We start from the raw sequence: 2,454 nt of genomic DNA on the forward strand, positions 1-2,454 counted from the left end.
ATACTCAACGAACTCCAATTGCCTTACCGTGTTTTAAGACTTTGTGGGGGCGATTTGGGCTTTACCTCTGTCCTAACGTATGATTTTGAGGTATTTTCAACCGCTCAAGACCGCTGGCTGGAAATTTCATCGGTGTCCAATTTTGAAACCTTTCAGGCCAACCGATTGAAACTGCGTTTTAAAGATGAAAACGGAAAAAACCAGCTGGCACACACTTTGAACGGTAGTGCCTTGGCACTACCCAGAGTCCTTGCCGGAATACTGGAAAACTATCAAACACCTGAGGGTATTAAAATTCCTGAAGTGTTGGTGCCTTATTGTGGGTTTAGTTTGATTGATTAGTTAGTATTTAACCCTCAGGGTTTAGGACCTTGAAAAGGTTGCTTACAAATTAATTTTTTATAAACTTTTTACTCACCCTATTGCCTTGCTCATTTACAAACACCACAAAATACAAACCAGATTGAAGTTTGTTGACATCTATTTGTGATTGCCCTGCTTCTACAATATGGGTTTGTTGCAGTTTACCACCCACATCATACACACTTGCTTGCACCTGGTTGAATGCGTTTTTGATAAACAAGGATCCTTTTACAGGATTAGGGAAGGTGGTAAAACCATTGACAAAAAAGTCATCTATAATTGTGAGTTGAGCCGTTACAAATAAAGCCCAATCTCCATTGGCATTTGTGATTAATAAACCTAGATTATCACCAGGGATTTCTTCATAAGTATAGGTAAATGGATTTTTTGGTGTGCCATTATCATCAATGGGTGTTTCAAAAAACAAACTTTTGTAAAGTTCAACAGCAGTAAGCTCATCTGGGTCACTATATTCACAAGAAGAATAATCTTCAATTAATCCTATTGTAAAAGTACTTTCAGCTACATTAGTATAAGGAACAGTGATAAATTCAAAACAACTATGTCCATATCTAATTAAAAAACTTTCTGTATCAACTACTCGATAGAATACACCTCCCCCTAAATCTTGAAGCGAGATGAATTCTCCATTTACTTCCCCTTCTACGAGATGCCATTCTGATGTTAAAAAAATATCGGGTTGTGCATATAAAGTAATTGAATTTGTTTGAAAGAGAAAACCGTTTAAACTTAAAATCAATGAAATAGTTATAAAGGTTGTTTTATTTTTAATATGTTTTTTCATAATAGTATTTTTATAGTTTAGATAAGTTTTTAGAACCTTGAATTTCACCGTCACATACTAAATAAAAAAGTAGAATTAACCTCATTGTTCCAATCTAAGTAAGTAAAATGTTTGAATTTATAAATACGAATTTTATTAATTACTTAACTAATTTATAACTAGATTACCAATCCACATTTTGTTATATTTACCAAAAAGTATCAAAATGCGCATCTCCCTCTTTGTATTTCTATTTTGTTTTAGCTTGGTTTCATTCTCTCAAAATGAAAACCTGGCTAAAAATTATTTTGACAGAGGCGACTTTGATAAAGCACTGCCCATTTTCAAAGCGCTATTTGAAAACACACCCAACAAAAACGACTACTTTTTATATTACCTCAACACACAGCAACAATTAGAAAACTTTGAGGAAGCCCAAAAGTTAATTGAAGAACGACTAAAGTTTACTAAAAACCACCCTATTTTTATCGTTGAACTGGGGAGAAACTACCTGCTTCAAAACCAACCTCAAAAAGCAGACTCCATTTTTAATGTGGCCATAAAAAGTATTTATGAAAACCCAAAAATTACCTTTTCAATCGCCAATACTTTTGAGAAATACAGCTTACTGGACAAAGCCATTGAAACCTATGAAAAAGGCATGGCACTCGATGAATCACTTGACTACAACAGCAGGCTGGCCCGTCTCTATGGCGAACAGGGACTTCTTGAAAAAATGTTTGAAAGTTACTTGAATATTATTGAGCGCAACCCTTCTTTTTTAATTGCTGCACAACGAAATTTTAGTCGGTATATAATAGAAGACCCTCAAAACGAAGCCAACGAACTGCTTAGAAAAGCACTGTTAAGAAGGTCACAAAACAATCCTGATATATTTTACAACCAATTATTGAGCTGGTTGTTTATCCAGCAAAAACAATACGACCGAGCTTTCACGCAAGAAAAAGCAATCTACCGGCGCACATTTGATGGATTAAATGAAATGCTGGAACTGGCACTCATTGCTATGGATGATAAAGACTACCCCATTTCAAAAGAAATTTTAGGTTTTATCATTGAAAACAGCACTTCAGAAATGGACCGATTGGAGGGCTATCAATATTTAATGGAAATTGAAATTAGAACAGGTCAAAAAGAAACCTATCCAGAAATAAAATCAAAGTTCACTAATCTGATCAGCACTTTTGGTGAAGGACCAAAAACCTTTGGCCTTCAAGTAGATTACAACCGTTTTTTAGCCTATAAAATCAATGATAAATCAACAGCCGTTCAAAATTTAAAATCTT

2 protein-coding genes and 1 pseudogene are annotated in these 2,454 nt (G+C 34.6%); 2 read left to right on the top strand and 1 reads right to left on the bottom strand.

What is annotated here, in order from left to right; genetic code table 11:
- A partial coding sequence (locus AACY61_RS12380) for an aminoacyl--tRNA ligase-related protein (RefSeq protein ID WP_339611888.1) occupies positions 1-342 on the top strand: 342 nt, incomplete at its 5' end.
- Between the two features lie 49 nt (positions 343-391).
- Here the strand turns inward: AACY61_RS12380 and AACY61_RS12385 are convergent.
- Positions 392-1,168: a T9SS type A sorting domain-containing protein gene (locus AACY61_RS12385; protein WP_339611889.1), complete on the bottom strand. Its 777-nt coding sequence runs from the start codon at positions 1,166-1,168 to the stop codon at positions 392-394.
- A 205-nt stretch (positions 1,169-1,373) separates the two neighbouring features.
- Here AACY61_RS12385 and AACY61_RS12390 point away from each other — a divergent pair.
- Positions 1,374-2,454, top strand: a pseudogene (locus AACY61_RS12390) (hypothetical protein); the annotation flags it as partial.

The sequence above is a fragment of the uncultured Planktosalinus sp. genome (assembly GCF_963973675.1).
In the GTDB taxonomy this organism is placed as follows: domain Bacteria; phylum Bacteroidota; class Bacteroidia; order Flavobacteriales; family Flavobacteriaceae; genus Planktosalinus.